Raw genomic sequence first — 24,364 nt, forward strand, 5'->3', positions numbered from 1 at the left:
TCATGGCGACTTTGAACGGAGCGCTGATCGGCTGCGGCTTCTTCGCCGTCAACCAGATGCATGCCTGGCGCGACATCGACGGCGCCTCGATCGTCGCCATCTGCGACCGCGATCCGGAGCGGCTCAGGATCGTCGGCGACCAGTTCGGCGTGGCGCGGCGCTACACCGATGCCGAGGCACTGTTTTCGGCCGAGACGCTCGACTTCGTCGATATCGCCACCACCGTCGGCAGCCATCGGCCACTGGTCGAGATGGCCGCCACCCACCGCGTTCCGGTGATATGCCAGAAGCCCTTCGCGCCGACGCTCGCCGACGCCAAGGCGATGGTCGCGGCCTGCACCAAGGCCGGAGTGCCGCTGATGGTGCATGAGAATTTCCGCTGGCAGTCGCCGATCCAGGCGGTGCGGGCCGTGCTCGACAGCGGCGAAATCGGCACGCCCTTCTTCGGGCGTATTTCCTTCCGCTCCGCCTATGACGTGTTTTCCGGCCAGCCCTATCTGGCGACGGGCAAGCGCTTCATCATCGAGGATCTCGGCATCCACATCCTCGACATTGCGCGTTTTCTGCTCGGTGACGTCTCGAGCCTTACCGCTCGCACCGCGCGCATCAATCCGGCCATCGCCGGCGAGGATGTCGCCACGATGCTGATGGACCATGTCGACGGCGCCACCTCTGTCGTCGATTGCAGCTATGCGACGAAGCTTGTGGTGGAGCCGTTTCCCGAAACGCTGATCGAGATCGACGGCAGCGACGGCACGCTGCGGCTGGCGCAGGGCTACCAGCTCACCGTCACCGGCAAGAGCGGCACGACGGTCAGCGATATCTCGCCGCCGCTGCTGCCCTGGGCCTCGCGGCCATGGCACAACATCCAGGAAAGCGTGCTGGCGATCCAGCGGCACTGGGTCGAGAGCCTGGCTGCAGGCAAGGAGCCGGCAACCTCGGGTGCCGACAACCTGAAGACATTCGCGCTGGTCGAGGCCGCCTATGCCGGCGCCGCAAGCCGGGAACCCGTGCGGATAGACGACCTGCTGAAATGACCTGGGATCGCTTCCTCCTCTGCGGCACGCACGCGGCGGAAGCCGAACCGGTGCGGCTCAGCGCCGGCCCGCTCACCGCCGATTTCGTCAACGGCAATCTGCGCACGATCCGCCATGGCGGCACGGAGGTGCTGCGCGCCATCGCCTATATCGTGCGCGACCGCGATTGGGGCACCTATGAGCCCGCGCTGACCGACCTTGTCATCGACCAGGACGCGGACACCTTTTCTGTCAGCTATTCGGCAAGCTGCACCGGGCCGGGCGGAAGCCGGCTCGCCTTCCGCGCCGCCATCAAAGGCATCGCTGATGGCCGGCTGGTCTTCGATGTCACCGCCCTGCCCGAAAGCGATTTCGAGACCAACCGCTGCGGCTTCTGCATCCTGCATCCGGTCGCCGGCCTCGCCGGCAGCCCGGTGACGGTGGAGCACACCGACGGCAGCGTGGTGGCGACGAAACTGCCCGACCTGATCGACCCCTGCCAGCCTTTCAAGGATTTGCGCGCCATCACACACGAGGTGCGGCCGGGCGTAAGCGTCGAATGCCGGATGGAAGGCGACGTTTTCGAAATGGAAGACCAGCGCAACTGGTCCGATGCCTCCTACAAAACCTATGTGCGGCCGCTGGCGCTGCCATGGCCCTATGTGTTGCCTGCCGGCGAAACCAACCGCCAGACGATCAGCCTGCGCATTGCCGGCGACGGCACGATGCCGGCTGTCGCTGCAGGATCCGGCCCAGTCCGGGTGACGCTTGGCGAGCCAGGTCCGGCGCTGCCGGATGTCGGCGTGATCATCTATCCCGGCGATGTCGAAACAGCGCAGGCGAACCTCTCCACCTTGTCGGCGCTCGGCCCGCAGCAATTGCTGTTTCACTACGATCCGACGCGCGGCCACGGGGTCGACGCCTTGCGCGCTTTCGCCCGGCTCGCCGCCGCCTATCCCGCCCGCACAGCGCTCGAATGCGTGGTCGCCTGCAGCGGCGATCTCGATGCCGAACTCTCCGAAGTCGCCAGCCTCGTGCGCCGGGCAGGCCTGCGGCTCGATGCCATCGCCGTCTCGCCTTCGGTCGACCGGCAATCCACGCCGCCGGGCAGCGCCTGGCCAGCATGCCCGCCGCTGGAGGACGTCTACGCCGCCGCGCGCCGGGCCTTTCCCGACATCCGTCTCGGCGGCGGCATGTTCAGCTATTTCACCGAACTCAACCGCAAGCGCGTTCCAGCCGGACTCCTCGATTTCGTCACCCATTGCACCTGCCCGATCGTGCATGCGGCCGACGACCTCAGCGTCATGCAGTCGCTCGAGGCGTTGCCGTTCATCACCCGCTCAGTGCGGGCGATCTTCGGCGACAAGCCCTACCGCATCGGCCCCTCGACCATTGCCATGCGGCAGAACCCCTATGGCGGCGCGACCAAGGGCAATCCGCAGGGACAGCGCATCGCCATGGCGAACCGCGACCCGCGCCACAACGGCCAGTTCGCCGCCGCCTGGACCATCGGCTATGCCGCTCGCGTCGCGCCGGCCGGGCTGGAGATGCTGACGCTGTCCGGCTTCGCCGGACCGTTCGGTGTGCTGGCGGCATCCGGTGAACCTGCTGCAGAGGGATCGCAACGGCCGATCTTCCAAGCCATCAAGGGGCTTTGCGATCTGGCTGGCCTTTCCCAAGTGTCCGCCAAGACAAGCGACGAGGCGCGGCTTGCGGCGCTGGCCGGCCGCTCCGCCTCCGGCGAGACCATTGTGTGCCTGACGAACCTGACGGCGGACGATGTCGCGGTCGACGCTTCAGCGCTTGGCCAGGGCCATCTCGTCCTGTCGCCCTACGCCATTATCCGGATCGGTTAAGCCTTACTTCTCGGAATTCATCACATAGAGCGCGCGCGAGCGTTCGAGATGCTTAATCATTGCCTTTTCGGCGCCGTCGGCGTCCCGCTGCTCGATGCGGTCGACGATCTCCTCGTGCTCGGTCAGCGTGTACTTTTCCTTGCCGGTCCAGATCAGCATCTCGGTGTGATATTCCTTCAGCCAGCCGAGCATTGCCTCGCTGACGGCGACATAGATGGGGTTGCCGGATATCATCGCGATCTGGGTGTGGAATCTCATGTCGGCGGAAATGAAAGCTTCGGAATCGCCCCGCGCGGCACGCTGCTCGGCGACGGTTGCCTTGAGCCGCTGCACGTCCTCGACGGTGGCCTTCTCGGCGGCTTCCCTGACCATGCCGCGCTCGAAGAAGATGCGCGCGGTCTTGAGGTGCTCGAGCGTGTCCTTCGACGACGACAGGATGATCTTGGCCGCGCCGTCGACCTGTTTGATGATCGACTTGGCGGTGAGCTGCAGAACCTTGGCCCGCTCGCCATGCGAAATGGCGACAAGGCCCATATTGCTCAGCGCCTGCATGGCCTCGCGGATCGCCGGACGGCCAACCTCGAAGCGCTCCATCAATTCGCGTTCCGACGGCATATCATCGCCCGGCTGCAGCTCGCCGCTGGTGATCAGCCGCTTCAGCCTTGCAAAGACTTCGTCGGAAAGCTTGCGCCGGACGATCGGCTCCGAACGGTTCATCGTGACGAATCACTCCCTGGCCCGGTTCCTGTTTAGCATTCCCGGCACGATTCCCGGAATGCCTGCGCCTTGCCAGCTCCCCGTTGCGTGAATTGGGGATATTTGCTTGCAATACTTATGTACTCATTATACCAGATTTGGGACGCAACAAAACTCTTTTCGGACGCTTTCGAACGGCCATGATCACCCTCACCTATCGCATCGAAACGCCTGACAGCATCGAAGCGCTGGCGGCCAAGATCGCCAGCGACCAGTCGACCGGCACCTTCGTCGCCCTGCCCGGCGAGACCGAAGAGCTGAAGGCGCGCGTGGCGGCGCGGGTGCTGGCGATCCGGCATCTGCCCGATGCGCAGCTTCCGTCGATTCCAGAAGCCGGCAGCGGGCCTTTCAAGCGCGCCGATGTCGACATCGCCTTCCCGTTCGACGCGATCGGCACCGATCTTTCGGCACTGATGACCATCGCCATCGGCGGTACCTACTCGATCAAAGGGCTGTCGGGCATCCGCGTCGTCGACATGAAGCTGCCGGACGAATTCAAGGGCGCGCATCCCGGCCCGCAGTTCGGCGTCGCCGGCAGCCGCAGGCTGACCGGCGTCGAAGGCCGGCCGATCATCGGCACCATCGTCAAGCCGGCGCTGGGCTTGCGGCCGCCCGAGACGGCGGCGATGGTGGGCGAGTTGATCGAGGCCGGCGTCGACTTCATCAAGGACGATGAGAAGCTGATGAGCCCGGCCTACTCGCCGCTCTCGGAGCGGGTGAAGGCGATCATGCCTGGAATTCTCGACCACGAGCAGAAGACCGGCAAGAAGGTGATGTATGCCTTCGGCATCTCACATGCCGATCCCGACGTGATGATGCGCAACCACGATCTGGTGCTCGAGGCCGGCGGCAATTGCGCCGTGGTCAACATCAACTCGATCGGCTTCGGCGGCATGGCCTACTTGAGAAAGCGCTCCGGCCTGGTGCTGCACGCGCATCGCAATGGCTGGGATATCCTCACCCGCCATCCCGGCCTCGGCATGGATTTCAAGGTCTGGCAGCAGTTCTGGCGGCTGCTTGGCGTCGACCAGTTCCAGATCAACGGCATCGCCTCGAAATACTGGGAGCCGGACGAGTCCTTCGTCCGCTCCTTCGAGGCGGTGACGACGCCGCTGTTTTCGCCTGACGATTGCGCCTTGCCGGTCGCCGGTTCCGGGCAATGGGGCGCCCAGGCGCCCGAAACCTATGAGCGTACCGGGCGGACGGTCGATCTTCTCTATCTCTGCGGCGGCGGCATCGTCAGCCATCCGGACGGACCGGGCGCCGGCGTGCGCGCCGTGCAGCAGGCCTGGCAGGCCGCGGTCGCGGGCATTCCGCTGGCGGACTATGCAAGCAGCCATGTCGAGCTGGCGCGCTCGATCGAAAAGTTCGGCGACGGCAAGGCGGCGTGAGCGAGGCCATGCAGAAGCTGCTGCTCAGCTATTATGGCGACGACCTCACCGGTTCGACCGACGTCATGGAGGCGCTCGAGCTTGGCGGCGTGCCGACCGTGCTGTTCATGAAGCAGCCGGACGAGGCCTTGCTTGCCCAATTCAAGCATTGCCAGGCGGTCGGGTTGGCCGGCACGAGCCGCAGCGAGACGCCGCACTGGATGGATACGCATCTGCGCGACGCCTTCACCTGGCTGAAGACGCTGAAAGCCGAAATCTGCCACTACAAGGTCTGTTCGACCTTCGATTCCAGCCCGACGATCGGCAGCATCGGCCGGGCGATCGAGATTGGCCGCGAGGTCTTCAAACAGGATAGCGTGCCGCTGCTGGTCGGCGCGCCGCAGCTCAAGCGATACACCGCCTTTGGCCATCTGTTCGCGGCCTATCGCGACCAATATTTCCGCATTGACCGCCATCCGGTGATGAGCCGCCACCCGACGACGCCGATGGATGAATCGGACCTGCTGATCCATCTGTCGCGGCAGACGGATCTCACGTCGGGGTTGATCGACCTTGCGACACTTCAGTCGGAGCAGCGGTCGCAGGCATTCAATCGCTTCGCGGACAATGGCACGGCCATCGTGCTTGTCGACGTCGGCAGTCGCGAGACCCAGGCCCTTGCAGGCAAAGAGATCTGGCGCATGCGCAGGCCGGGCGGCTCTTTTGTCGCTGGCTCGTCCGGCATCGAGTATGCACTGCTGGCCGAATGGGCGTCGAATGACGTCGTCGGCGCCAGCCCCGGCTTCACGCCGCCGGGCGCCGCCGACCGGATCGCCGTCGTGTCGGGCAGTTGCTCACCGACCACCGAACGACAAATCCGCCATGCCCTGAGCGACGGCTTCGACGGCATCGAGGTCGATCCTGTCGAACTGGTTTCGGAGGGTTCGGAGCCGGCGATCACGCGTGCGGCGGCAAGCGGCCGCGCCAGCCTGCAAGCTGGACGAAGCGTCATCCTCTACACCGCGCTTGGCCCCGCAGCCGATAGGGGCGCCGAAATCGACAGGCAGGAAGGCGCCCGCCACAAGCTTGGCCGCGGCCTTGGTGCGGTGCTGCGCCAATTGACTGACGAGCAGAGCTTGCGGCGCGTGGTCATTGCCGGCGGTGACACGTCAAGCCATGCGCTGGGACAAATGGGCGTCGACGCGCTGACCGTCCGGATGCCTCTGCCCGCCTCGCCTGGTTCCCCACTTTGCGTTGCTCATTCGCACGTCAAAGCGATTGACGGGCTGGAGGTTGCGCTGAAGGGCGGGCAGGTAGGAACCGACCGCTATTTCTCGTCCATCCGTGACGGTCTTCGCAGTTGACTGTGGCGTTGGGTTGGTAAACCGCGAACCTGAGAACAACATGCACCGGTCCATCAATGCTTCAACCTGCACCCGAAGCACCGAGCGAAAACATGTCGCTTGAAAGTGGACCAGCAGAAACCCTCCAACCAGGCCTTTGGGGATAGGTTTTGAGCGATGACCGCTTTCGGGAAGGCTGCGAATCGCTAGGAATGGCTGACATGAGGCGCACAGCTGTCCGGCAACGGGGCCGAGAACAGACCGACAGCTTCGGTCTGCGAATGTTCGAGAGCGGACGTTCAGATCGGGCGTGGGTAATCGTCGTCAGGTGACCCTACTCTTCCATTCAAGTCCCCGTCTCGGAAGAGCACGGCAGTTGAGCCGCGCCAAGCTTCATTCCCTCACCACCCCCGCGCGGCTGCCATTAGTGATTTCACTGATCGTCATGCTCATTCGCGCGGGCAAAATAGTCGCTGGCTGCGGACAGTATGGCCAGGAACGCAGCAGCGTATCTGGCAAACCCGAAGGCCTGGGCGGCGGCCAATTTCGCGCCGCGTGCATGCTCGGCCATAAACGCATCCGTCGCGTGCTGAACGTCCGCTCCAGCCTTGCCGAACAGGGTGCGCTCCTTCGCTGTTGGCTCAAACGCCTTGCCAATTACATGGCCAAACAGCAGGCCACCCGCAGATACAGCGAGCACCTTAGCCCGAGACAGGTTTGTGATCGCCTTGCGCGTATGGGCTTCATAACGAATTGGCGCGGCGTCCGAATGCATAGCGGCGGCAACCTGATCTTGATCTATCGCGTCATGGTCGGCACTTGCCGGCCCATGAGCGCTGCGCCTGCCGGCGTCAAACACCGCAACTGCACCCAGTGCGAGCGCGGCAGCAGTGCCGCCATTATCTTTCACAGCGTCGGACACGCCGCCAAGGGCCTTCGCAACCTTCTGCTTCGCGTACTGGGTGGACGCGCCGACCAGATGTCGGGGCTGCAGCCGACGGCTTATTTCGCTGACAGGCTCAAACAAACCCTGCCGTTCTATACGGCTTTGCAGCATGATCTCCCGCATCTCTTCATTGGGTTGAGCCAAAACGGATCCCCTGTTTCAATGCTGCGATATCGGTGCGCACCTGGTTGACGGTCTCGACCGGTGTGATGGTCCATCCCACAAGCGCTCGTTTGGCAAGATAGAGCAACACCACGCCGCCCGCCCCCAAAAATACGCCAACGATCAGGCAAGCAACCATCGGACCGACACCGAAGTGGATCAGCGCGAGGATCAGAAATTGGACCATCGCGAAAGCTGCCAGGACAAGAAGCGCAAACGCGCCGATACCGCACGCGCCTGACGAGACGATCGGCGACATCTTGACCTTCATCTCAGCCTGGAGAAGACGAAGATCGAGGCGCATCAGCGACGCGAAATGGCTCAACCCTTCGCTGACTAAAGTTGCTAAGGGCCGGCGATCGAAACCGTCATCCATATGGAATGCTTTCCTCTCAGGACCGATCAGAGCTTCGCATGATCCGGGTCAGCACGACGCCGGCCAGAATGCCTACGCCGAAAAAGGCCGCCGGTTGGCGCTGGGCGAATTTCGTGACCGAGTCGAGCAGTTCACCGACGTTGCGGTCCCTGATATCCGACGAAATCCGCTCCACACCTTCCGCCGCGCTGCGAACCATGCCTGCAACCTGCGGAGATTGCTTCTCGATTCCGTCAGCCGCTTCCTTCACCGAATGGGCAATGTTGGCAATCGCGTCGGCGCCGGCGGTCTTGTTCGACTCGACCGCTTCCTTGAAGGCGCCTGCAGCGTCCGATGCAACCGAGCCGGCATAATTCTTCGCGTCAGTCGAAACCGACGCGGCTGCGGTTTTCAGGTGCGCTGCTGTCTCAGCTGCGCTCGACTTCAATTTGCCGATGGCTTCGGCGCTTTTGCCGGCGCGCTCGGCATCCGTCTGCATATCATCGTTTCCAGAGAAATTGGATCCACCAAAATTATTGGTGTTCAGCGTGTTCATGCGTCTTCCTCCTGTTGTTGGAGTGGAACTCCGCGAGCACCTTGCGGTTCCTAAGGGCCGACGATTTTCTTGCTGCGGGGCTGACACCGGATGGTTGCCAGTGACCAGCGATGCTCGCACAGCGAAGGAAGCGCTCGACGCGCTCGCTGCCCGCTGACGGAACCTTCAAGAAATATGGCCGTCAGTAGCAGGGCTAGTCCGTCGTTTTATGACTCCTCTTGTGGATGCAATGTCCGTTCTGGGGCAATTTTGAAGCGCCGCTTAGCGCTCGCAATGTCGGCTGCTGGGGTACGCCGAAATGGGCCTAAACGGCCGAGGTTGGGCGCATTTTAGACAGGCAGCAATGGGGCCAGAAGCGGTAGGTCAGCTTGCGGGGCGTTTCGCATAAGAGCACCGTTCCTAAGCGCTTCATCGAAACGTGGTCGCAACGCTTCTGCTGGATCGCATCTTCTTTGAGCTTCGTTGCGGCGACCACTTGGAGCCCGAAGTCGTCCGCTAGTTATCGCAGTCATTAGAGCCGGCTACGTCGAGACGGCGGACTTGAGGCATCCAATGATGATCTGGGGCGTTGAGCCTGGTGCCACATGCCATCTATAGGACGGCACAAAACTGGCGCAATTTCGGAGACTGATCTCAATAGCTAGCCGGTGCGCCCGGAGCCTCATCTTGACGTCAGGTCCATGCAGCCGGTCGGCATACCGCATGGACCGGGGCGTGGACCGCATTGATGATTGGGGAACCCGGTTCATGCGAAGCCGTTGTGGACTATAGATCGAGGTCCTGCGCTTGAACGAACCAGTCCCAGATACCGAGCGCGGGCGCCTAGGGAGTTACCGGCCTAGCCCGCTGTGCCGAATTAGCGGTGCGTTCGCGCAAGGCAAAAACAGGCTTGTTGCGGGGATGCTTGTAGCATGCCTCATTTTCGGCTTCGGGGTGCTCGCCGAGGAAGTCCTGGAAGGCGACACGACCAAATTTGACCTGGCCATCATGTCGGCTCTTCGCGCAGCCGATCCGGCCTACCCGATCGGTCCGCCATGGCTTCAGGAAGCGGCCAGGGATGTGACCTCAGTCGGCAGCGTGGTGTTTCTTGGCTTCGTGTTGCTGGCAGGGGTTGTCTATCTTCTTTTGATCCACAAGCGGGCTCTCGCCATCTGGATGGCGGTGGCGGTGGTTGGCGGCGAACTGCTTGGCACGATCCTCAAGCTGAGCTTCAACCGGCCCAGGCCGGAGATTCCTCACGTCACGCGAGTATTCACGGCAAGCTTCCCGAGTGGCCATGCGATGCTTTCAGCTATCGCGTTCCTGACCGTGGGCGCACTCCTTTCACACGCGAATCAGGAGTTGCGTCTCAAAGCCTATTTCATGTCGATCGCCGTGTTTCTGACGGTGGCCGTTGGGATAAGCCGGGTCTATCTCGCGGTCCACTATCCCACAGATGTCTTGGCCGGATGGTGCATTGGTTCTGGCTGGGCGATCCTGTGTTGGACAGTCGCGTTATGGTTTCAGGAAAGGCCGAAACGGAGGCTGGAAACTTGAAGGTTCTGGCCCTCATCAACAGAAATGCCGGCACTGCGGCGCGCAAGGCCGACATAGAGAGAGCCATACGGGATGGGTTCGCCGAACGTGGCGTTGACGCGGATGTGCGATTGGTGGACGGGCGAGAGGTTGGAGAGCTCGCTCGGCGCTTCGTTGACGAAAACAAGTCGAGGTCAGGCCATGGATCAATATTGGTCGTGGGCGGTGGCGACGGCACCCTCAGCAGCGCGGCCTCGGCGCTGGCGGGGACTGATCTGGTGCTCGGTGTCCTTCCGCTCGGCACATTGAACCACTTTGCCAAGGATTTGGGTGTGCCGCTCGACCTCGAAGCGGCGATCGATACAATCGTGACAGGCAAGCCTGTGGCAGTCGATGTCGCCGAGGTCAACGACCGCGTCTTTCTCAACAACTCATCGATTGGGGTCTATCCCTTCTTTGTTGCAAAGCGTTCAGCCGAGCAGCGACGCCGCGGGTTCGGCAAGCTTGCCGCTATCGGACCCGCTCTCACGAGAACGTTGAGATCCGCCTCGTGGCAGGCTGTCCACGTCGCTGCTCAGGGCACCCGCGAGCGACTACGAACGCCCTGTGTGTTTGTTGGCAACAATTTCTACGACATCGCCCATCTTGGCCGCCGCCGCAGCCTGTCGTCAAAGGAGCTGTGCGTTTACGTCGTCAAGCAGCAGTCCTGGTTTGGACTGGCATTGCTTCCGTTCAAAATCGCGTTCGGCACGATCGACTCCACCCGAGATCTTGAAATCTATCGGGCTAAATCACTCCAAATCACATCGCATCGCCACGCCGTGCTGGTTTCTCTGGACGGCGAAGCCGTCAGCATGGACATGCCCCTCAATTTTCAGATTCGACCAGCGGCCTTGCAGGTCCTTGCACCTGCCAAAATGACCAGAACCGGTGGCCGTGGCTGAAAGCGGAGAACTTCAGTGAAAACCCTCGTCCACCTTTCGGATTTGCACTTCGGAAGAACAGAGAGCCAGCTTGTGGAAACGATCGCGGCCGAGGTTCGCGCCATCGACTCTGATTTGCTCGTCGTATCGGGGGATCTGACACAGCGCGCCCGGAAAGGCGAATTCCTGCAGGCGCGGGCCTTCCTTGATTCCCTTCCTGGTCCCCGCATCGTAGTGCCCGGCAATCACGATGTGCCGCTCTGGAATGTCCTCGCGCGCGCATGGACGCCTCTGTCGCGTTACAGGCGCTACATCGAGGCGGACACCGAGCCGTTCTATGCCGACAGCGAAGTCGCTGTCGTCGGGATCAACACGGCACGATCCCTGACAATCAAGGATGGCAGGATCAATGTCCGCCAGCTCGAGGCGGCGACAGAGAAATTCTCACATATGTCCGATGACATTACCCGGGTAGTGGTCACTCATCATCCTTTTGAAGGGCTGGATTTGGAAAGCGACGAAGGCATCGTTGGCCGCGCGGGTCTGGCAATGGATGCCTTCTCGCGCAGCGGCGTAGACATCATATTGTCTGGCCATCAGCATCTTCACCGCACCGGTTCGAGCGCAAGGCGTTACCTTATCGACGGCTATGCGGCGCTGCTCATTCAAGCGGGAACGGCGGTTTCATCGCGGCTTCGCCACGCTGCAAATTCGTTTAACATCATTCGCATCGAGCACCCAAGGATCTCCGTCGAATGTCGAGCCTGGCAGCCTTCGCGGCCCGGGTTCGAAATCTCAGCCAGTTATGCCTTTCGGCACGGTCCAGGCGGGTGGGAAGCTGCTTGAAGGGCGATCAGGAACAGCGTCTTACTCGTCCGCAAGGGAGACACCGCGTTAAGTCGCTGCCCCAGCCCTGAGAAGGCTCGCGTACAATTTCCGACCGACTTGCGAGATGTCATGTTGCTGGCAATCTTTGCGCCGTCCTTGTGACGCTCAAGACGACTTCGACTGCGGCTGGACGTGCATGGCGTCCGCGATGCGAGATGGCTAATCGGTTCAGTTTTCGCGCTCCCAATTAGTACGGCGGGGATAGGACTTGCAGTCGGTTAGACCCTCTCGGATTACGTGTCGCGAGTTCAAGTCGCGACAGAACGGCCGGCGACGGAGGAGAGGCTCATAGAGTCGATCCGTGGGGCGCGGAAGGAACTCCGCGATGTCGTGACCGGACGGCATGTCTCCGCCACTGTCTGGCTGTGCCCAGAAGACCAATGTGTCTCCATCCGACACATGGCTTCCCGGGCCACCAGAAATGCGCGACGGATGCGGCATCATCACTCGTATTCCCTCCCACTGCGCTGCCTCGACTGGTCGAGGAACCGCGCCGCCAAGATGAAGTTCACAATTCAGTTTAAGAAGGAATGTGGTCACGAATGCCTGCCTGAAACATGAGGTTGGCGGGTTTACCGCCCGATTGATTCTACTTGAGCTACCCCAGAGCAGTATAGGCAAGCAATGCTTGATTACAGGATTTTGACAAGTAAATCATGAGGCGCTAGGGCCTTTGCGTAGCCGCAAAGAATATCTGGTTGATGCGTGCAGGGCTTGAATACAGTCAAGATTTGGCAAGCGCGATCGGCCGACAACGAGTCTCGATCGGGGCCGGAACCAGACTGTCCGGTGATGGCACGGACCTTCAGGAAGCAGTTGTTGCCGCATTTCAGACCTAGCCGGACCACCGCGACAAAGCGCCTGCCTCGACACACCATTCGTTCCATGCAATTGGCGCCGTCCCCTTACGTGCGGCAGCGCGCCTGAGCTGCGGTGGCGCGGACGCTGATCGGTTGGGGCGGCCTGACAGCGAGCGACGATTGACACCGGTTCCGGCAGTCGCGACTAGATACTCGGATCTGGTTAGCGTATGTCGATCAACTTCCAGCACCTAACTGCGAAGCCGCACATGCAAACCTGACTCGCGTAGTCATCGGTGCGCTTGTCGACAAGGCGCAATGCGACACTGGCCCGTCCAATATGTTGGGTCTTGATCTTCCGCTTCACTGTCGCCCCCTCCGATCGCCAACCCACTGGAATATCGCCCGCCAGCAGCTTCTCCTTCGACAGCTACTGGCTCACTTCGTCCCCGGGCCGCGAATTGGGTCCGGGTCCAGCCCGACGTTGCGCGGTCTGCCGGACGAGGGGCCTTGCTAGCAGCTAGGTCACCTCGGTGTGCACCCACGGTATTCTGCAGGTTTGCGTGTCGGATTCTGCGACATGGCCCATTCGATACCCAACCCAAGCTTCATTTCACCGGCAGCACCACTACCGCGATGCCGCCAATGATCAGCGCCGGGTCGTCGGGTTTTTCCTTCTCGGTGGGCATGCGGCGCTGCAGTACCTGCAGCACGCCGAAGGTGTTGGGCTTGAGCTCGCTGTGCAGCATGAAATTGAGAAACAGCGGGCGAATCTCCTGCTCCTTTAGAGAGACGACCAGCGCGTTTTTGCCGGTCAGTTCCTTGGGAAACTCGCCCAGCGAAACCTCGGCGTCTAGATCGACATAGCTGCCGCGGTCTAGCCGCCGGATCAGCCGCTCAATGACGCCATCGTCGGGCGGCGACGCCTTTATCTCGAAATCCAGGTACTCGGGGATCGGATTGCCGGCATCGAAGCCGATCGACTGGATCTCATTGGCTGGGGTCGGCTGGTAGCTGAGATTTTCCTGAGCCCAGTGACGGTAGACGCCCGGCTGCGCCTGTTCGAGGAACAGCGGTTCGTCGAGTTCGCTGCGCACGCGGACAATCAGGCACTGATGCCGGTCCGCCAGCGGATCGACCGCAATGTAGTCCAGCCTGGTCAGCTTGGCACGGGCCTTGATGGTCTTGGGCGTGTTGGGGTCCCCGGGCGGGCCGATGTCGACTGTCAGGTCGGCGAGGTCGGGCGTGCGGCCGGCCATGCTGAGGCCGGTGCTCGGGCGGATCAGCCAGACATCGACGAGCGCCCGTCCGAACTCGGCGAAGTTTGCCACCCGGACCCTGACCTCGAGATCCTCGCCCGGAACGTAGTCACTGTGCTCGATCCCGTCGCATATGTAGCTGATCGCCGGCGGCCGGATCGGGCGGCGTCCCTCGTCGGCGACGTCGGCATCGGAATACGGAATGAAGAACTGTGGACCGGATTTGCCGTTGTCAAACATGTGTCATCCTCCCTTGGATCAGCGATCAGACGAATGCATTGCTGTTGATCTGGTGCCAGTTGGGCAGCGGACTGCCGGCATGCTGCGGGTCCACCGCCTTGACGGAGCCGACGATGACGTTGCCGGCGATACTAACGACACAGACCGGCGCCTCCACCTCGAGCATGTAGTAGAGCGCCAGCCGCCCCGCAGCCACGCCCGCCTGGCGATTGATGATGGTGTTGCCGGTGACGGTACCGAATACCCCCCTTTGACCCATACGAGAAACTGCCGCCGCTGCCCTCTGATGTTGTTGCCGGCCACCATCACGGTGGGCTCGGTGGCCTCATCGAGGTAAACTAGCAGATTGCTGCTGGTGTTGACCTGACCTTCCTCGCTTGCCGGCAAGGTGACGATGTCGTTGCCGGCGATGCGCACGGTCGCCGAAGCAGGGAACTTCTCGTTGGACACCCGGAAGGGCGATACGGCCAGCGCGTCGAACGCGGCGGCCAGTGGATCCGGCGCTGCCACCGCCGCAACATCGCGGCGCAGGCGCTCCCGCGCTTCGCGACTGAGCTCGGGGTCAGCGTTGAACTGCTCCAGGAGCGTCGCGTTGAGCGCCTTGGCCTGTGCCAGCTTCGCCTCGGCGGCGCGCCGCGCCACCCGTGGTTCGCCGAACGTCCCGACAGTGCTGGGTCTGAGGTCGGCCGGCAGCGGTGAGGCCGCCAGCGCCTCCTGTACGCTCTGCATGAGCGCCGGGTGCGCCCCCTGCAAGGCCGCCAGGATCAATCTGCCGTCGGCCACGTCCACCCCGCGCCCAAGCGCGTCGAATAGCACCCGGCGGTCGGTCACGGTCGCCGCCACGACGAAGATGCCGTTATCGCACCCCTCGACGCGGTTGTCCTCGCAGCGGACGGTACCGAACAGCGCTCTGAGATAGACAGCTGCGGTCAGGTTCTGTAGCTCGTTGCGACTGATCTCGAGGCCAGTGAGCAACGCAGCCTCGGCCTTTTCGCTGCCGCTGCGCGGATCGATCCCGGCCACGATGCCCAGGCGCGGGCCGCGTTCCGGCTCGAGCGGCGTGTCCCCACCGATGCGATTGCCGAGGATCTTGAGGTTGGGACACTCGCTGCTGATCCGCAGCGCCAGGAGGCTCGAGCGCACGCCGCGGGGTGGCAGGAAGAACACGCAATCCTCGATCCGAATATCGCCGGCTTTCGAGACCCAGACCCCTAGGTTAAGCTCATCGCTCTTGCTCGGTAGGATCAGTCCCAGCCGGCGCAGCGTGAGGTTGGTGGCCCGCTCGATCAGCACCAGCCCGCGCTCGAAGGCACGGGGGGTCCCCTCATCCGGCTTGAGCCAGACACCATCGCGGCACCCGGCCAGCACCAGGTTGTCAAAACCGCTGAGATCGAGTGTTTCGTGCAGCACGTAGCTGCCGGGCAGCAGTAAGATGCTGATCCGCCGCGACCGGTCAGCCGTCACCAGCTTGCCGATGAATTCAGCAAGCGTCGTGCCAGCCGCCTCGAGTCCATCCGGCCCGACGGTGACGCTGCAGCTCGGCCCGCTCGCGCCATCGGCTTTGACGAACTGCGCCCCGAACACCAGCGGTGCTGGGTTGGGCGCCGGCGTCCCTACGACGGTCGCGGTGATTTCGACAAGCCCGCCATTCGAGGTCGTGTCGCTGCCGGCGACGATGAAACTCTCGGCGATGCCCTCGGCATTGGTGAGCGGGCTCGGCGCACTCATCGTCGCATCGCCGCTGGCCACGGCGAAATCCACCCGCACGCCCGCCAGCGGCTGCTTGCCCCAGTAGACCCCGACGCGCAACGGTCGCAGCGACTGCTGCTGGCCAGTGAGCAGCTGGCTGTCGCCGCCGACCATCCGCAGCTCGACCCGCGGGCAGAGCCGGTCGATCGCCTCCTGCACGGTGCGCGCGGGGGCCGGCGCGATCCGGTCGCTTGCCTGATAGGCGCAATTGGCGGGGTCGAACGCCACCGCCGCGCCAACCGACGCGCTGGCGGTGAATTCGATCGGCAGGTGCGAGACCGAGGCCCCGGCCACCACGGTGGAATCGAGCAGTTCGGCGACGACGTGATATTGCCCGGCGAGGCCGGGAATGCTGAGCCCCGTCTCGGCCACGCCATCCGCATCGGTGCGCAGCACCAGCGTGGTCATGGCGGCGCCGGTCACCACATGTTCGATCTCCGAGCCGCCCGGCGGCACCACCAGGCTGGCGCCCGAATTGGCCTCGGCGAGGCTGAAGCGCACCGCCCGCCCGGCAACCGGATGGCGAGCACGGGTCACCCCGACCCGGAGCGGCGAGTTGAGCGGCACCAGGGTGGCCGGCGCAGTGAGATCGGGCGTGGCCTCCTGCCCGTCGCCGCCCAGATAGGCGAAGGTCTCGAGCTCGGTGAGCGGCTCGAAGATCGGCCGGCAATCGCTGACGACGCTGAGGCCGGCGCCGTTGTCGATCAGCCCGAGTACGCAATAGGCGTGCCGGATGCCGTGCGGCGGCAGCGCCAGCGGTGCTCCCGATGCGGCGTCGGCCGGCCATTCGAGCGCCGCGGTCAGCGTCCGCGCCGGGATCAGCCAGTACATGCCGGTGGCGGCGCGGCCGGCGCTGAGCGTCACCTCGATGCCGGCTTCCAACGTCAGCTTGCCATCGGCCGGGATGCCGACCGGCGGTCCGCCCTCCCAGCGGCGCACCACGCCGCGCCTGGGCAGGATGTCGGCATTGGGGGCGCCGTTCTGCACCAGCGGCTGCAGCGTCACCGGATCGAGGATGGCGCGGATGCCGAGCCGCGTCCCCACTACCTCGTCGACCTCGATGAAATAGCCCGGCTCGCCGCCCAGCACCCGCTCCTCGTCGAGCAGCTCCAGCCAATCGTCGGCGGCGATGCTGGTGGGGCTGTCCGGGCCGATCTCTTCCAGCACCAGGCTGGAATTGGCGACGTCGAGCAGCCGGTGGCGGTGGATGGCGTTGTCGCGTGACCACTTGAGCGTGATGCCGGCGGCTCCGGCCGCCCCGCCATTGTGGATTTCGACGCGATACAGCTGGTTGTCGAGGCTGCGATAGCCGCCCTCGACCGGCAGCTCGCAGGGGCTCTGCTCGGCCGCGGCCTCGCGCGCGGCGGCGCTGAGCCGCAGCGGCTCGCCGACCTCGGGCGTCCAGCCCGGCGGGAACGAGCTGCAGCTGACCGGCGCCGCGACGGCGCCGGCATCGAGCAGTTGCTTGACCGGCACCGTCTTCACCTGCCAGACGACCTGGCTGCGTACCGCGGTATCGGGGCCGTTGAGCGCCGTCTCGGCGATCAGCGGATCATCGAGCACGGTGATCTCGCGCTCCCACACATCGAGATAGGCGAGATAGCTGACCGGGTCGACCGGCAGCACCGCGCCGGGCAGGTGCGGCTGCACCAGCAGCGAGGCAAGGCCGCGGATTTCCACCGTGTCGGCGGCGCCGACGGCACCCGAGAGGGTCAGGCGCTGGTGCCCGCCATCGCCCTCCTCCGGGTCCTTGATCTCGGTGACGCTGGCCCGCGTCGCGGCGCCCGCCGCCGTCGTCTCGACCCATTGCCCGACCCGCAGCGCCGGCCCGCCGACCACCTCCCACAGCGTCGCCGCATCGGCGCCCGAGACCCGATGCAGCACGCTGGCCGGGCTCGCTTCGTGCTCCACAAGGATGCCACCGACATGGGCCCGCCCGGTGCCGATCAGCAGGTCGGCGCCGGGAGCCGCCGGCACCGCCGCAAGCGCGAAGCCCGCCGCCGATCCCGGCATGCCGGTCTGCCCGATGACATCGACGCTGGTCGTACGCTCGACATGTCTGCCGATATCGAACGCCTCGTTCCAGTCGGCATCGAGGTGCACCCGGCCCTGCTGCTGCCGGACACCGGAGAAATGGCGGGAGGGCCGGAAGGTATCGCGCGTGTAGTCAGCCATGACGGATCCTCAACTCTCAAAAATGACGTCGGCGGCGAGGCCGAACGGCAGGTATTCCCTGAGCGCGTCTCCCAGATTGGCGAGCCGCTGCGGATAGCGGAGCCGGTTGAGGGCTCCCATCTCGGTACGTCCCTCGCCGCCCTCGGCGATTTCACCCGGGCAACGCTGTGCCAGTTGGCCGAAAGCCGGCTCCTCGGCGAGCGTCGCGCTGAACACCGGACGAATACTGCGGCGGATGGCGGTCTCCATCTCTTCGGTGAAGGCCACACCCAGCCGTTCCCTGGCCTCGCTCACCTGCAGCTCCGGCGCGCAATGGAAGCGCCGCGGCACGCGCGAGCCTGGCGGCACATAGCTGAACCGCACATAGCCGGCTTGGCGCCGCGCGATCTTGAGCGGCGCGGTGAAGAGGCTGTCCGAAGCCTCGAGGCTGCGGCCGATGCTGCGTCCGAACAGCGTCGAGCGCTCGACCGCGAGGTCGGCCGCCGGCGCATCGATGACCACCGGCGCGGCCGAAGGATCGCCATCGGCCACCCGGTCTTCGCCCACCACGCTGTCGACGATCGCGATGGCGCCGGCCGCCGCGGCGAGGCCGAGGCGCCCACAGATGCTGCGCTCGATCCTGAGCCCGAGCCCGGCATTGCCGGCAGTCACCGTCACCGCGTCGCCCAGCGCCTCGGCGCCGGCGCCGAACGTGCCGCAGCGCAGCTCGAGCCGCCCCAGCTGGCCGGCCATTACCCGCACGCGGCCCTCGAGCAGCAGCCCATCGAGGATCAGCGTGCCCCCGGCTTCGTCGGCTTTCGCCGTGCCGCGCACCTTGAGGTCGCTTGCGAGATGCGGCCGCCGGCCGGCCGGAATCAGGTCGCCCGCCTTGCGGTGCCCTGCCCCCGCCGCGGCATCGCGCAGCGGCCAGCCGGCTGCGACGATCGCCAGCATGGCGCTCTGCGGGATGCTGATGGTTTGCGCCGCGCTACTGAGGTCCTCGTCATAGCTGGCGCTGTCGAGCACCGCGATGATGCCGCGCCGGCCGGGCGCCGCTTCCGCATTCCACAGCGCGATGGCTTCGGCGAGGCTCGCGACGATCGTCTGGCCGGGCGCCGCGCTCAGCGCCTCGGTGCGGCGGGTCACCCCGACCTGCCACAATGGCGGCTGCGCTTCGGGGTCGGCGAACGGTCCGATCCAATCGGCCACCAAGGCGCGGCGATCGCCCGGCCCGGCCCCGAACTCTCCGGCGCTGCCGAACGCATAGCTCACCTCGACGGCCTTGCCCTCGTCATCGGCATGCAGCGACAGCCGCCCCAGCTCGGGATCGAAATTGATCGTCCCGGCGACCGCCGGCCGGATCCAGCTCACGCCGCCCCCCAGCTGGCGATCGCCGAGGTTGCAGCAATGGAGCTGCTCGGGCCTGAGGCTGACGCCACCCAGCCGCGCCGCGAACACCGGGCGTGTGCGGAAGAACAACCCTCCGCCCGGCTTGCCGTCGCGCAGCGCCTCGAGATCGGCGGCGATGCGGCGGCGGCGCAGCGGCCCCGGCACCGACGCCTCGGTGCTCGACTGATCGACGCTCTGTTCGGTGCGCGGCCGGTTGAACAGCCGCAGCGGCCGGCCCACCGGATCGAGCAGGCGGTAGCCGGCGCCCAGCGCGGCGGCGCGCGGCACCACGCCGCCGAGATAGCCGCCCTCCCTCTCGTCGGTGAGGAACGGCAGGTCGTTATTGTGGAGTCGCCAGACGAACAGCCCCAGATTGGGGATATTGTAGCGGCCTGAGGTACGGCCGATGGCCCGCACATCGACCGAGTGCGCCGCGCTTTCGAACGGCCCGCCGGTCAGCGTCGCGGCATCGGCATCGCGCAGCGACATGGTAGCGGGCACCCCACCCTTCTGCCGGTTGACGTAGCGGGTCTGCTGCAGCAGGCTGAAAAACTCCACCGCCACTGCTGGCCAGCCCGACACGTCGCGAGCCAATTGCTCGACAATGACCCTGGTGCCCTTGGCCTGCCGATAGGCCAGCGTATTGGCGACATAGGCCCTGAGGCTGCCCTCGCCGAACTCTCGCAGCGCGCGGGCCCCCACCAGGTCGCCGATATAGGACACGGCCCAGTTCTCACAGGTCTCGATGAACCAGTTGTCGTAGAGCTGATCGGTGTCGCGCTCGACCAGCTCGAGCTCCCGCGTCAGGATCTGCATCAGCGCCAGCAGCGGGCGGCCCTCGTCGGCGTCCCTGGCGGTGATGTAACCCGGCAGCAGTTGATACAGCCGGTCGATGGCACTGTTACGCATCGGCAACCTCCAGCGTCAGGGCGATGCCGGTGGGAAGGGCGACCAGCAGCTCGGCGGGATCGATCGTCGGGGCCTCGGCATCGACTACCCGTGCGGCGCCCGCCGGCATCACCGAGGTGAGCGTCGCCGGCCCCGCCTGGCTCGCGCCATAGGGGCTGAGCTGATCGAGATCGCTGTAGACCACCCCTGGCACGCCCTGCATTGCCGCGGTGATCTCAGCCGCGCTGAGCGCGCTGGCCAGCGCCCGCTCGTCATAGCCGAAGCGGCGCAGCAGCTCGGCCTCCACCGCCGCCCGCACGTCCTCGGGGCGATAGCGCCGGTCGTAGGCCAGCTTGGCGGCAATTTGGAAATAGCGCTGCCGATGCGGCGCCACGAACAGCCGATGGCCCGGGTCGCGGCGGCGCTCGATCGCCTCGGCGAGGCTCCGCAACGTGCTGTCGGCTGGATCGAACACCCCTTCGAGGCGCGGCGCCACGCTGAGATGTACCACCTGCCGGCGGCCCAGCCGCAGCGCCGCCACCTTCGCCTTGCCGATGCCGGCAAAGCCGAGGGCGAAATCCTCGTAATCGGTGAGCGAGACGATGCGGCCGAGCACCCGGACGCTCTGCGGCGCGCTGATCCGCGCATCGGCGAGTGTTTCGGCCGGCGCCGCACCGCGCGCCGGGCTGCGGTTGATCACCGCCCGGATGCCGAGCGGGCGCGATTTCAGCAGCGTCAGGCTCTGTTCGGCCACCTGCCCCGCAACGCCCATGCCGCTGCGATAGCTGGCGGTGACGTTGAGGCTGCCGGTCGGCAGGCGCCTGCCATGCTGGCCATCGCCGAACACCACCCTGGTGGTGCCGTCATCGTCGATCCGCACGGCATAGACCTGGTCGTCCGGCCCGGCATCGTAGAGTGCCTCGACTTCCGACCAGGCGACGCCATCGACCCGCACCACCAGCGTCGTCGCCGTGCCGCGATCGGTGGCGGCGGGAACGAAGGTCAGTTGCGGGCGCGACAGCTTGAACGCCTGGTGCGCCAGCAGCGCGTCGCCGCTGCCCAGCGCCTCCTCGCCGAACTCGCCATGCGTCGCCGGCGCCACATTGGCGTTGGCCTTGAGGCTGGTGCGCACATAGCTGCGCGACAGCCCTTCGGCCAACCCCAGCGTGGTGAAGCCGCCGACATGCGTCACGTCGGCGATCACCAGCGTCTCGCCATCGATGAGGCCCGGCGCATCGCCGCGCTCGCCGACGATCGAGATGGCGCTGCCCACGATGACGTCTAGATAGAGCCCGTCGAGCGTCAGGCTCCTGGTGCCGGCCGCGAGCGGATCGACGATCGGCAGCCCTCCCAGCGGCAGCAACTGGCTCGCCACGCGGGCGATCGCGGTGCGGAAGTTGAGGTCGAGCGCCGCCTTGTCATCCTGGGTGAAGTCGCCGTTCTCGGTCGCGAGCAGCAGGCCAGTGGCCTTGCCGCCGAGCGCGAAATCGGCGCGCGACTGTGTCCCCACCGCCGCGACCCGCAATGGCTTGACCTGCGATGCATTGGGGTTCTCGAACAGCACCCAATCGCCGGGGACGATTTCCGGGATCTCGCGCTCGAGGAACACATCGACTGGTTCTCGCTCTTCGTCTTTGACCTCGCCGGTCAGCGACACGCCCTGCGAGTCGGTCCAGATCTGGACCGGCTTGCCGCCTTCCCCCCCAAATCCCAATCCTTCGGGTAAGCCTCGCCTTGGGCGTACCGCGACTTTCCCAGCGACTTCCATTTGGGCGCCGCGTTGCCGAAAAAGCCGGTGCTCTGGCGCAGCACCACGAGGCCGGGGCTGACCTGCTCCAGCGGCGGCGCTTCGATTTCCTTGGGGAAGCGGAACAGCAGCATCAGCTTCACCCGCGGCCAGGCCTGCAGCTTGATGAAGCTCGACAGCGTATTGCCGCGCCAGGTGGCGCGCTTGATCGCCCGGCTGGCGGAATTGACGTTGAAGGCGATCGGCCGGATGTCGAGCTTCGCCTCCGGCAGCAGCGCCGTCATGAACTTGAGCTTGAGCGGCTTGGGCGGCAGCGGCTTGGTGACCAGCGGCGCGAGCACCACCTCGGTCAGTTGGTGGCCGATATCCTCGCTGACCTCGACGATGCGGAAGGCGCGCGTCTGCGCCAGGGTGCCGACGCCCACCGCCAGCATCCGCATGCCGCGCCGCAGCGAAAGGCCGAGCCCGCGCAACTGGATGCGATCGACGAACACGCCGCGGATGATCGGCGCGATCTCGGGGTTCAGCTTGGCATCTTCGATCAGGTCGTCGAGCGCTGCGCCGATATCGAGCCCCGGCACCACCGCCAGGTATTTGTAGAGATCGGGCTTGGTGATCTCGATCAGGTCGGCGGCATCCACCGCGCTGAAATCGAAGGACGAGTCGAGATCGAGCAGGCAGAGCTCGCCATGGTGCGGCTTGCCTTCGTCCCAGAACATGGCGAGGTGCTGCGGCCGCTCGGTGCGCAGCGCGATGTCGTTCCACTCGGCCCGCGCCGTGATCGGCACCACCGTCTCGAAGGTCTGCGGCCGTTCGTCGGGGTGTTGCGGCACGCTCAGCACCTGCGTGCCGGTGGGGACCGTGATCACCCGGAACGGATCGTCGCGATCCTCGACCGTGAAGGCGAGGCTTGCCGAGGCGGCGACGCCGGGCCGCAGCTCATAGCCGATCTCCCGCGCCAGCTCGACCATCGAGTCCCGTTCGAGCGCCGTCCTCAGGTAGCCCTCGTTGGCGATCCGCTCCTGGTAGAAGCTCAGCACGTCCAGCGTCACCGAGAACGCGTCGGCCAGCGCAATTGTCGGGTCATCCGCGGCACGGCTGGTGAGGCCGGCCAGAGGCCGCTTTTCCGCCAGCGTCGCCGGATCGACCACCCGCTCGCGCGGCAGGTTGTGCAGCACGCGCGCGAGGAAATCGCCGTGCCGCCCGACCCGATAGTCGATGGCGGCGAGCCCCGCCCGGTTGCCTGGCCGGCGCGGCGCAAAAGCCGCCGGCAGGTCGTCGTCGCTGTCGCCGCTCATCGCCCGCCCTCCACGTAAAAGCGCAGCCGGCCATGCTCGGGCGCGTCGGGGTCGTTATCGAGCCGCGCCACTTCGCGGCGCCCGATGGCGATGACGCCATCTTCGGCATAATCGACGCCCTGATCGTAGAAGCGGCGGAAGCGGCCGCTGGCGCTGGAGCCTGGCAGTTGCATGCCCACCCAGCGCACCCCCGGCACCGCCATGGCTTCGGCGATGATGCTGCTCAGCAGCACATCCTCGCCGAAGCTGAAGGCGTCGGGATGGAAAAAGCCACGCGTGCGGTCGGGCCGCACGCCGGAGCTGAACCGGCTCAGCAGCGCCGCCTCGACATGCTCGGCATAGTGGCCATCGGCGGCGCACACCACCAGCGCCACATCGAGCGGTACGAACACCGGCGGCTCGATCTCCAGATCGTGGCCGGCCAGCCGGAACGGCTCGAGAAAGCCGATCAGCTCGGCTTCGAACGCCGCATCGACCGGCCGTCCGCCACGCCGGTCCACCGCGATGAAGATGGTCTGCCAGCTGCCGGTCCAGCGCCGCTCGGCAATGGCGCGCTGCACATCGCGGTGCCGCTCGGCGAACCCCGCATAGTCGTCGGCGGTGACGGCGCGGCGCTGCTGGTGGAAGGCGCGTGGCGCGGCGAGCTTGATCGCCGTCAGCGTTTCCGGCTCGGCTCCGCCCACCGCCGGCAGCGGGTTCCTGATGTCGTCGACGAACCCCGCGTCATCGAGCACGATATGCCCCAGGGCGTCGGCCCCCAGCCGGCCGGCCGCGCCGCTGCCGACCCGCAGTCGCGCCCGGTAGCGGACGCCCGGCTGCGGGGTGGCGCCGAAGCGATTGTCGCCGAACCGCAGCTCGGCGCTGCTGTCATTGCCGGTCTCGACCACGAACTCGGCGGCGAAACGATCGGAATTGAGCAGGTCGGTGCTGGCGAGCCACGTCTCGCCGGCGCTGAGTTCGATCGCCGGCAGCGCCGCGGCGGCATTCTGCTGCAGCGCTTCGGCGGCGGGCCGGCGCCGCGCCGCCACCGCATCGAACGGTACGGCGCGGGTGAGCGGGCCGACGGTGACCCGCGGCCGGTAGGGCGGCGCGCCATAACCCCGGCTGTCGGGCTCGGGCGGCATCTCGGGGTCGAGCGCGCTGCGCCCCACCAG

General features: G+C 65.4%; 17 protein-coding genes. 7 read left to right on the plus strand and 10 right to left on the minus strand.

The genetic code is table 11. The annotated features are described in order from the left end of the window. The first annotated feature begins 2 nt into the window (after positions 1–2). Positions 3–1,037, plus strand: a complete 1,035-nt coding sequence (locus EJ077_RS21445; protein ID WP_208696047.1) for a Gfo/Idh/MocA family protein — start codon at positions 3–5, stop codon at positions 1,035–1,037. Continuing rightward, a complete protein-coding gene (locus EJ077_RS21450) occupies positions 1,034–2,872 on the plus strand; it encodes a hypothetical protein (protein ID WP_208696049.1) in 1,839 nt (612 codons plus the stop codon). The genes EJ077_RS21445 and EJ077_RS21450 overlap by 4 nt, the downstream gene beginning before the upstream one ends. A gap of 3 nt (positions 2,873–2,875) precedes the next feature. Here the strand turns inward: EJ077_RS21450 and EJ077_RS21455 are convergent, their stop codons facing one another. Continuing rightward, positions 2,876–3,589 (minus strand): transcriptional regulator NanR, encoded by a 714-nt coding sequence (locus EJ077_RS21455; protein ID WP_208696052.1) that lies wholly within the window; start codon positions 3,587–3,589, stop codon positions 2,876–2,878. Positions 3,590–3,768: 179 nt separating this feature from the next. On the opposite strand from EJ077_RS21455, the gene oiaX reads away from it, so the two are divergent. Next, positions 3,769–5,019, plus strand: a complete 1,251-nt coding sequence (gene oiaX, locus EJ077_RS21460) for a 3-oxo-isoapionate-4-phosphate decarboxylase OiaX (RefSeq protein ID WP_208696054.1) — start codon at positions 3,769–3,771, stop codon at positions 5,017–5,019. 8 nt (positions 5,020–5,027) lie between these two features. Beyond that, positions 5,028–6,362, plus strand: a complete 1,335-nt coding sequence (locus EJ077_RS21465) for a four-carbon acid sugar kinase family protein (RefSeq protein ID WP_208703077.1) — start codon at positions 5,028–5,030, stop codon at positions 6,360–6,362. 412 nt (positions 6,363–6,774) lie between these two features. Here the strand turns inward: EJ077_RS21465 and EJ077_RS21470 are convergent, their stop codons facing one another. Genes EJ077_RS21470 through EJ077_RS21480 form a run of 3 tightly spaced genes read right to left on the minus strand, consistent with a single transcriptional unit; the run spans position 6,775 to position 8,360 of the window. Next, the gene (locus EJ077_RS21470) at positions 6,775–7,431 is read right to left on the minus strand and encodes a hypothetical protein (RefSeq protein WP_208696055.1); all 657 of its coding nucleotides are present in this window, start codon (positions 7,429–7,431) and stop codon (positions 6,775–6,777) included. After that, positions 7,415–7,825 (minus strand): phage holin family protein, encoded by a 411-nt coding sequence (locus EJ077_RS21475; RefSeq protein ID WP_208696056.1) that lies wholly within the window; start codon positions 7,823–7,825, stop codon positions 7,415–7,417. Before EJ077_RS21475 ends, EJ077_RS21470 begins: the two co-directional genes overlap by 17 nt. Positions 7,826–7,841: 16 nt before the next feature. Continuing rightward, positions 7,842–8,360 carry a hypothetical protein gene (locus EJ077_RS21480; protein ID WP_208696057.1) on the minus strand — a complete coding sequence of 173 codons (519 nt, stop codon included), beginning with the start codon at positions 8,358–8,360 and terminating at the stop codon, positions 7,842–7,844. A 786-nt stretch (positions 8,361–9,146) separates the two neighbouring features. Here EJ077_RS21480 and EJ077_RS21485 point away from each other — a divergent pair. The 3 genes from EJ077_RS21485 to EJ077_RS21495 are packed head-to-tail and all read left to right on the plus strand — an operon-like array spanning position 9,147 to position 11,644. Then, positions 9,147–9,896 carry a phosphatase PAP2 family protein gene (locus tag EJ077_RS21485; RefSeq protein WP_245458497.1) on the plus strand — a complete coding sequence of 250 codons (750 nt, stop codon included), beginning with the start codon at positions 9,147–9,149 and terminating at the stop codon, positions 9,894–9,896. After that, on the plus strand, positions 9,893–10,819 hold the full coding sequence (locus tag EJ077_RS21490) for a diacylglycerol/lipid kinase family protein (protein WP_208696058.1): 927 nt from the start codon (positions 9,893–9,895) through the stop codon (positions 10,817–10,819). Before EJ077_RS21485 ends, EJ077_RS21490 begins: the two co-directional genes overlap by 4 nt. Positions 10,820–10,834: 15 nt before the next feature. Then, the gene (locus EJ077_RS21495) at positions 10,835–11,644 is read left to right on the plus strand and encodes a metallophosphoesterase family protein (protein ID WP_208696059.1); all 810 of its coding nucleotides are present in this window, start codon (positions 10,835–10,837) and stop codon (positions 11,642–11,644) included. A 1,450-nt stretch (positions 11,645–13,094) separates the two neighbouring features. Here the strand turns inward: EJ077_RS21495 and EJ077_RS21500 are convergent. The 6 genes from EJ077_RS21500 to EJ077_RS21525 are packed head-to-tail and all read right to left on the minus strand — an operon-like array spanning position 13,095 to position 24,334. Beyond that, positions 13,095–13,985, minus strand: coding sequence for a hypothetical protein (locus tag EJ077_RS21500; protein WP_208696060.1), 891 nt, complete (start codon positions 13,983–13,985; stop codon positions 13,095–13,097). A gap of 18 nt (positions 13,986–14,003) precedes the next feature. Next, positions 14,004–17,909: a DUF6519 domain-containing protein gene (locus EJ077_RS21505; RefSeq protein WP_208696061.1), complete on the minus strand. Its 3,906-nt coding sequence runs from the start codon at positions 17,907–17,909 to the stop codon at positions 14,004–14,006. 9 nt (positions 17,910–17,918) lie between these two features. Beyond that, the gene (locus EJ077_RS21510; protein WP_208696062.1) at positions 17,919–20,186 is read right to left on the minus strand and encodes a hypothetical protein; all 2,268 of its coding nucleotides are present in this window, start codon (positions 20,184–20,186) and stop codon (positions 17,919–17,921) included. Next, positions 20,179–21,879 (minus strand): putative baseplate assembly protein, encoded by a 1,701-nt coding sequence (locus EJ077_RS21515; protein WP_208696064.1) that lies wholly within the window; start codon positions 21,877–21,879, stop codon positions 20,179–20,181. Before EJ077_RS21515 ends, EJ077_RS21510 begins: the two co-directional genes overlap by 8 nt. Beyond that, on the minus strand, positions 21,813–23,210 hold the full coding sequence (locus EJ077_RS21520) for a hypothetical protein (protein WP_208696066.1): 1,398 nt from the start codon (positions 23,208–23,210) through the stop codon (positions 21,813–21,815). The genes EJ077_RS21515 and EJ077_RS21520 overlap by 67 nt, the downstream gene beginning before the upstream one ends. Next, positions 23,207–24,334: a putative baseplate assembly protein gene (locus EJ077_RS21525; RefSeq protein WP_245458796.1), complete on the minus strand. Its 1,128-nt coding sequence runs from the start codon at positions 24,332–24,334 to the stop codon at positions 23,207–23,209. Before EJ077_RS21525 ends, EJ077_RS21520 begins: the two co-directional genes overlap by 4 nt. Positions 24,335–24,364 lie beyond the last annotated feature (30 nt).

The sequence above is a fragment of the Mesorhizobium sp. M8A.F.Ca.ET.057.01.1.1 genome (assembly GCF_003952565.1).
Taxonomy (GTDB): Bacteria; Pseudomonadota; Alphaproteobacteria; order Rhizobiales; family Rhizobiaceae; genus Mesorhizobium.